Below are 2,145 nucleotides of genomic sequence, written 5' to 3' on the forward strand. Positions count from 1 at the left end.
GACCAGGTGGTGCGGGAGGCGCGCGAGCACGCGCGGCGCATCGTCGCGGAGGCCCGTGAGCGGGTGGACGAGCTGCGCGCCCGTCGCGACCACATCGCCGCCGGGCTCCGCACCGCGCGGGCGTTGCTGGCCGAGGCCGACCCCCTGCTCCACACCCCCGCGGACGAGATCCCGACCCCGCGCGCCGAACCCGAGCCGCGGGTGGCGGAACTCGTGGCCTGACCCGGCGCGCCGGACGTCCCGGGGTTGTCGGTGGGCCTCGCTACGCTGCGCGGCACTCCGGCACGGGGTGCGGCACAGGGGGTTGGCATGGGGTTCTACACCGACGGCCAGGGGCGGAAACGCCCGATCACGCCGAAGAAGGGCGGTGCGGCGGCGGCGATCGTGGTGGGCGCCGTCCTGGCGATGGGCGTGGCGGGAGGTGGCGCGGGTGGGGGCCTGTCGCCGCTGGGCGGTGGCGGCAGCGGCGGTTCGGCGGGCCAGGCCGTGAAGGCGCGCAAGGCCGAGGGTCAGCGGTCGGCACGCGAGGGCAACGCGGCCGAGGCGTGGCGGCGGATGGGCGTGCGGGAGCTGAAGCAGGTGCTGCGGCAGGACGCCGCGTGCCTGGCCGCGTCCCACGGGCGGGTCCAGGAGTTCTTCCTCCACACGCCGTGCACGTCACTCGACCGGGTGATGTTGACGGTCGGCGACGACGCGGGCAACGTCGCCGTCGTGTCCGTGGTGTGGGTGGGGTTCCGCACCGGTGGTGACGCCCGGGAGTTCCAGCGGCTGATGGACGTGCACGGCAGCGGCGACATCCGCCCGCTCGGAGCCGGGGTGCTCGGCCTGGCGGACGTCGTGTTCAGCGGCCACAACTACGGCAGCGACCGCAAGAACGGCGGGAAGGTCCTCACCGTCGCCGAGGCCGAGACCGCCGCCGGCCGCCACGACCCGGAGTTCCTCGACGCGCTGGCGGAGGTGGCGGCCTACCTGCCCACGCCACCGCGGTGAACGTCGCACACCGGTCGGGGTCGAAGACCGGTCTGACGGGCGGTGACCGGGACGGGCGGCGGCAGGCGGGGACTGGTCGGGTGGTTCAAGCGGCGTGTGTCGGTTATCCCCCGGTCATGGACCACTGCTGCCCGGCCGATCCGCGGCCCGCTTCCGCCCGCCCGGTCGTGCGCGGACGATGACGGACTCGCTGTTCTTCGTCGGCAACGCCACCACCGTGCTGCGGCTCGGGCCGTTCACGCTGCTCACCGACCCGAACTTCCTGCGCAAGGGCCAGTGGACGCACATCGGCCAGGGCGTGGTGTCACGGCGGCTCAAGGACCCGGCGATCGGGATCGACGAGCTGCCCGAGCTGGACGCCGTCGTGCTGTCGCACCTGCACGGCGACCACTTCGACCGGATCGCCGCCCGCTCCCTCGACCGCGACCTGCCGATCCTCACCACCCCGCACGCCGCCCGCAGGCTGGGCCGGCGCGGCTTCCGCGAGCCCGTGGCGCTGCGGACGTGGGGCGAGTTCACCACGGCCCGCGACGGCGCCGGGCTGACCGTCACGGCCCTGCCCGGCCGGCACGCGTTCGGGCCGCTCGCGCGCGTGCTGCCGCCGGTGATGGGCACGCTGCTGGAGTACCGGCCGGCGGACGGCCGCGAACCGCTGCGGATCTACCTCAGCGGCGACACGCTCGTGCACGACGACCTGCGCGAGATCCGCGAGCGCCACCCCCGCATCGACGTCGCGGTCGTGCACCTGGGCGGCACGAAGGTGCTCGGCGTGCTGCTCACCATGGACGGCCGCCAGGGCGCGGACCTGCTCGAACTGCTCGGCCCGCGGCACGCCGTGCCGGTGCACTTCGACGACTACAGCGTGATGAAGTCGCCGCTGTCGGACTTCACCGCCGAGGTCGGGCGGCGACGGCCGGCGACGACCGTCCACCACGTCGACCGGGGCGGCTCGTTCACGTTCCCCACCTGAGACCGCCTACCGACCGGCCTCCGCGACCAGCACCGTGACGGTCCGGTTGCGCGGCTGCTCGGCCGGCGGGTGCGGCGCGTCGGACTGGTCGGCGCTGGCCACGGCGAACGAGGTCAGGGGCAGGCCGGACGCCGCCGCGACCACCTCGGCCGCCTCGGCGGCGCGCGCCAGGGCCACCTCCGAGC

2 protein-coding genes and 1 pseudogene are annotated in these 2,145 nt (G+C 75.2%); all 3 read left to right on the forward strand.

Annotated features, from left to right (window positions below; translation table 11 throughout):
* Positions 1-222, forward strand: a pseudogene (locus tag ACFQ3T_RS36185) (hypothetical protein); the annotation flags it as partial.
* 87 nt (positions 223-309) lie between these two features.
* On the forward strand, positions 310-990 hold the full coding sequence (locus ACFQ3T_RS36190; protein ID WP_380730607.1) for a hypothetical protein: 681 nt from the start codon (positions 310-312) through the stop codon (positions 988-990).
* Between the two features lie 178 nt (positions 991-1,168).
* Entirely contained in the window at positions 1,169-1,960 is a 792-nt protein-coding gene (locus tag ACFQ3T_RS36195; RefSeq protein WP_380730609.1) for an MBL fold metallo-hydrolase, read from the forward strand.
* Positions 1,961-2,145: the final 185 nt, after the last annotated feature.

Source organism: Saccharothrix hoggarensis (assembly GCF_042678885.1).
GTDB classification, from domain to species: Bacteria; Actinomycetota; Actinomycetes; order Mycobacteriales; family Pseudonocardiaceae; genus Actinosynnema; species Actinosynnema hoggarensis.

Bases quoted from the DNA above. Each gene is read 5' to 3' on its own strand.
- ACFQ3T_RS36195 (WP_380730609.1), top strand. From the start codon at position 1,169: ATGACGGACTCGCTGTTCTTCGTCGGCAACGCCACCACCGTGCTGCGG.
- ACFQ3T_RS36190 (WP_380730607.1), top strand. From the start codon at position 310: ATGGGGTTCTACACCGACGGCCAGGGGCGGAAACGCCCGATCACGCCG.